This window comes from Rhodococcus sp. HM1 (genome assembly GCF_023218075.1).
GTDB lineage: Bacteria > Actinomycetota > Actinomycetes > Mycobacteriales > Mycobacteriaceae > Rhodococcus.
The window spans coordinates 1-4,910 of sequence record NZ_JALPTB010000142.1 but is presented as its reverse complement, the minus strand read 5'-3'; the positions used below and the strand labels follow the sequence as shown (position 1 = coordinate 4,910).

Below are 4,910 nucleotides of genomic sequence, written 5' to 3'. Positions count from 1 at the left end.
GAACTGCACCCCCCACAAGGGTCGGGTGCGGTGGGCCACCCCCATGAGCAGACCGTCCTCGGTCCAGGCGACCGCTTCGAGTGCGTCGGGGACCTGCTCGACGATCAGCGAGTGGTAGCGCACCGCGGCGAAGCGTGGGGGCAGACCGGCGAACAGCCCGGTGCCGGTGTGCACGATCCGGGCCAGGCGTCCGTGCACCGGTTCGGGGGCCCGCACGACCGGCGCGCCGAACAGGTGGCACAAGCCCTGGTGACCGAGGCAGACACCGAGCACGGGCAGTCCGCCGTCGAGCAGTGCCCGCGCGCTGATCCCGAAGTCGCGGGGGCGGTCGGGACGGCCGGGTCCGGGCGAGACGACGATGTTGTCGAACCGGGCCGGATCGATGTGGTCCCACGGGGTGTCGTTGGTGACCACGGTCGGCGGCACGCCGTTGACCTCGGCGAGCAGGCTGTAGAGGTTGTAGGTGAACGAATCGTAGTTGTCGACGAGCAGGGTGCGGGTGGGCCGTGCGTCGATGGGCATGGCGGCCTCAGCTCCGGTTCTCGCCGACATCGGCGAGGCGCTGGCGGGCAGGGGGGTCGCCGTCGACGAGCAGGTCCTCGACCCGGCAGGCCTCGTCGATCAGCAACGCGTAGAGGTCGTGCAGAAATTCGATGGACAGACCGTGGCGGTGGGCGTAGTTCGCGGCGCGCTCGTGGACCTGCTGCATCCGTGCCGGTTGCAGCACGGGGATGGCGTGGCGCTGTTTGAGATCGGCGATCCGCGCGATGATGTTCAGCCGGTCGCGGACGTCGTCGAGCAATCTGCCGTCCACGTGGTCCAATTCGGCGCGCAGCCTGGCGAGTTCCACTTCCGGATCCGGTGCGTGGTTGTCGTTCATGGCCGTCACTCCCTGGTGCAGCAAACACGGAATTCCCTGCGGAATTTCCGATTCGCACGTACGAGTCGTCGCTTTCGAATATCGATCGGAGTGCGCTCATGATTACACGCGAAACGATCATGATGCCTTCGATTGACCGTTTTGTGGCGTGCCCGCGTCGCGGCCTTCACACACCGTCGGGAAAGACGACGAATGCCGCCGCGTGGACGGTGCCACGGGGCGGCATTCGGCGGAGTTTCGGTCGTCCGGGATCAGGCTCCGCGACGCTTGGTCTTGAGCAGTTCGAGGCGCTCCTTGAGCAGCTCGTCGAGTTCCTCGATCGAGCGGCGCTCGAGCAGCATGTCCCAGTGGGTCCGCGGCGGCTTGACCTTCTTCGGCTCCGGTGCGGCGCCTTCGACGAGCGTGCCTTCGAGGCCGTTCTTGCAGATCCAGGTGCCGGGGATCTCGGCGTCGTCGGCGAACGGTACGTCGAATTCCTCGCCGTTGTCGCAGCGGTATCGCGCGATGCGGCGTGGCGCCAGATCGTGGTCCCGATCGGTTTCGTAGCTCACCGCTCCGAGCCGGCTGCCTCGCAGTACACGATCTGCCATGGTGGTGTCCTCTCTTGTGTGCTCCGCCCGGGGGCCGCCGTCGGACGGCGAGCAACGACCGGGCGTCGATGCGTCCTGTATGCACAACGTCGACGCGGGCGAATCCGTTCCCGCAGCCCGCGGCGCAGCGGGGATGCATCATTTTACCGGCCGCGTGCCCGGCCCCGGTAAGGTGTCGGCCCATGACCGGACGTGAGCGCAAACCGGAGACCTGCCTCTGGTGCGGGCGACCGGTCCCCGATGCCGGGGTGGGCCGTCGGCGCCGGTACTGCCGCCGCTCGTGCCGGCAACGCGCCTACGAGCAGCGGTCCCTGACCCGGGAGGCCGGTCTGCCCGACGGCGCGGTGGTGCTCTCGGCGGAGGAAGCGGTCGCGCTCGCCGACCGGGCGTTCGAGGTGCGGTGCGCCGCCGAGGACGTCGCGACCGCGGTCGCCGAGGGCGCGGACACTACAGAGCTGACCGAACTGTGTGCCGAGCTGCTGCGGGTGGCCCGCGCCGCCGAGCGGATCCGCTGACCCGCCCCGTCCTTCTCGGACGCGGAAGCCACCCGCTGTCGCCGTCGGGCGGAGAAGCCGCCCCCCTCGCCGTCAGGCGAAGAAGCCGCCCATCGTGTACACGACCTGGCAGAAGGTGCCGTTGACGTATTCCACGGACCCGAACAGGGCGGACAGGACCGGTCCGGTTCCGGTGTTCACGGTTTTCGACAGCTGGGGGACGCCGTTGACTGTGTCGTCGAGCGTTTCGATGCCGCCGCGGAAGTTGTCCATGTTCAGCCACACGAACTTCAGGTCGGCGCGGGCGGGCTGCACCGGGATGGTGGGGGCGACGAAGATCTTCAGCTGCCCGATCGCGACGTCCGGGTTGACGTTCGGGCCGGGCTGCGCCCACCCGGTGGTCATGGCGTAGGGGATGAACCCGCCGCCGCAGCCGATGCCGAAGGTCGGCGCCGGTTCCATGAACGGCTGGGGTGTGTTGCGCGGCGGGTAGAGGAGGTCCTCGATCAGGCCGGCGGGGTTCTTCGCGGCGTCGAGCAGGGCGTCGACGGCCGCGGCGGCGTCGGGGGAGTCGGCGGTGGCGGCGGTGGCGGCGACGCGCAGGTCGTCGGGGGTGAGTCCGGGTGGCGCCGGCTGCGCGCTCGCGTGCGCGGGCAGGGCGACGGCCGCGGTCGCGGCGAACAGGGTGCAGAGCGATCGAACGGTCCAGCGACGCGGCATCTCGTGCTCCTTCGGGTCGCGCGGGCGTGCGTGGGGATTGTCCGGTGCGCCCGAGAATAACGGGGTGGGGACCGGCCACTCGGTGAATTCGCGTTACATCCAGTAACAGAACCGACAATTCGTATCCGGAGATCGTGCAGTGATCGAATCGCTATCGAATGGTGACATCAAACCGCTGACATGACGGTAAATGCACTCGGTATGTCGGATTCGGATATCGGTTTTGTTTCGGGCTCCGTGAGGGTCCGGAATTCCCGTGCCGGTTTTGCGTCGTGTGGTTCGGCAATGGTCTAGCTTGAGGAGCGTCCACGCCGGATTTCCGCCTTGACACGATCACCGGCGAGCGGACGATCGAAACGAGAGAGAGCAACACCACCGTCGATTCGACGAGGTCGGACCTGCCATTGGTCGGGGGACGAGCAGGCCCGTACCGGAATCGCTTTCTTGAGGGGAGATTTCTGTTGCGAGACGCTCAGCAGACGCCGTCGGAAGCCTTCCCCCTATCTTCCGCGCAACGCTCGATCTGGTTCGCTCAGCAACTGGAACCCGACGTCCCGATCTGCATCGCCCAATACGTCGATCTGCACGGCGACCTCGACATCGATCTGCTGCGGCGTGCCGGCCGCACCGCCGGCGCCGAATTCCAGTCCGCCTTCCTGCGGGTGATCGACGTCGACGGCGAACCCCACCAGTTCGTCGACCCCGCCCTGGAAAACCAGGACATCCCGGTGCTCGACTTCCGCGACGAACCCGATCCGCTCGCCGCGGCCCGGACCTGGATGGACGCCGACTACGCCACCCCGGTGGATCTGGCCCGCGACACGCTCGTGAACATGACCATCCTGCAGGTCGCCGACCGGCACTACCTGTGGTACAGCAGGATTCACCACGTCGCCCTCGACGGCTACGCGGCCATGACGGTGGTCAACCGCATCGCCGAGTTGTACACCGCGGCGTTCGAAGGCCGCGATCCCGAACCCGCCCGCGCCGCGGACCTGCGCACCCTCTACGACTGGGACCGCGACTACCGCGAGTCCAGCCGCTTCGTCGCCGACCGCGACTACTGGGTGGGCCGGGTCGCCGGCATGGACGCCGGTACCACCCTGGCCCGGCGCACCGGACCGGTCGCGGCGCACAGCGCCCTGACCGGCACCGCGCTGCCGGAGGAGCTGGTGCGGGATCTGACCGCCACCGAAACCAGCACCGTGTCCTCCTCCAGCGCGGTGCTGGTCGCCGCGTTCGCCACCTACCTTTCGCGCCTGACCGGCCACGACGACGTGGTCGTCAACCTGCCGGTGTCGGCGCGCACCACCGCGCTGGTGCGGCGGTCCGGCGGCATGCTCGTCAACACGGTGCCGTTGCACATCCGCGTCGACCCCGACGACACCCGCGAAGCCCTCGTCGGCCGGGCGCAGCTCGAACTGACCGGGGCGCTGCGGCACCAGCGGTGCAGCCTCGAGGACGTGCGCCGCGAAACCGGGGCGGCGGGGGACAGCAGCCGGTACGCCGGGCCGCAGATCAACATCATGCTGTTCGATCAGCGGATCCAGCTCGGCCCGCTGCGCGGCGACTTCCACATCATGACCTCCGGTCCCGTCGAGGACCTGCTGGTGAACATCTACCAGTCCGGCACCCCGGCCCGCACGTTCGTCGATTTCCGCGGCAACCCGAACCGGTACGACGAGGACGAGCTGCGGATCCACCACGAGCGGTTCGTGACGCTGCTCGACGACTTCGTGCGGGCCGCCGCTGGCACCGCGGTGGACCGGATCCACCCGGAGTCCGCCGCGATCGGCCGGCGGGTCCGCCGCACCGCCGCCACCGCCGCGTTCTGGGAACGCACCCTCGCCGGCGCCCCGGAACGGCTGGAACTGCCCGCGTTGCGGCGCCGTCCCGCCCAGCCGTCCGGCACCGCCGAACTCGACGTGACGATCCCCGCCGACCTGCCCGCCCTCACCGACCTCGCCGGGGGCGGCGCGAATCTGCCCCGGGTGCTGCACGCCGCGCTGGCGGTGCTCGTCGCCCGCCTGACCGTCAGCGAGGACACCGTCGTCGGGATGCCGGCCGGCGCCACGGTGCTGCCGCTGCGGATCCCGGTCTTCGGCGCCGAGTCGTTCGGCACCGTCCTCGCGCGGGTGCACGACGTCGTCGCCGGTGCCCTCTCTCACGCCGACGTGAGCGCGGAAACCCTGGAGCGGGCCGCCGATCTCATGCTGCCGGTGGTGC

At 69.3% G+C, this 4,910-nt stretch carries 6 protein-coding genes; 2 read left to right on the top strand and 4 right to left on the bottom strand.

From position 1 onward, the window contains the following. From M1M07_RS31910 to M1M07_RS31900, 3 genes are all read right to left on the bottom strand, one after another. Positions 1 to 522, bottom strand: a 522-nt coding sequence (locus M1M07_RS31910) for an aminodeoxychorismate/anthranilate synthase component II (protein ID WP_248676723.1), incomplete at its 3' end; no start/stop codon positions are given. A gap of 7 nt (positions 523 to 529) precedes the next feature. Next, positions 530 to 880: a chorismate mutase gene (locus M1M07_RS31905; protein ID WP_197251852.1), complete on the bottom strand. Its 351-nt coding sequence runs from the start codon at positions 878 to 880 to the stop codon at positions 530 to 532. A gap of 251 nt (positions 881 to 1,131) precedes the next feature. Further along, a complete protein-coding gene (locus tag M1M07_RS31900) occupies positions 1,132 to 1,470 on the bottom strand; it encodes an RNA polymerase-binding protein RbpA (RefSeq protein ID WP_197251851.1) in 339 nt (112 codons plus the stop codon). A gap of 182 nt (positions 1,471 to 1,652) precedes the next feature. Here M1M07_RS31900 and M1M07_RS31895 point away from each other — a divergent pair, with 182 nt between their 5' ends. Then, on the top strand, positions 1,653 to 1,985 hold the full coding sequence (locus M1M07_RS31895) for a hypothetical protein (RefSeq protein ID WP_197251850.1): 333 nt from the start codon (positions 1,653 to 1,655) through the stop codon (positions 1,983 to 1,985). A gap of 72 nt (positions 1,986 to 2,057) precedes the next feature. Here the strand turns inward: M1M07_RS31895 and M1M07_RS31890 are convergent, their stop codons facing one another. Further along, a complete protein-coding gene (locus M1M07_RS31890) occupies positions 2,058 to 2,684 on the bottom strand; it encodes a hypothetical protein (protein ID WP_248676722.1) in 627 nt (208 codons plus the stop codon). Between the two features lie 461 nt (positions 2,685 to 3,145). Here M1M07_RS31890 and M1M07_RS31885 point away from each other — a divergent pair. Further along, on the top strand, positions 3,146 to 4,910 hold a 1,765-nt coding region (locus M1M07_RS31885), incomplete at its 3' end, for a condensation domain-containing protein (RefSeq protein WP_248676720.1).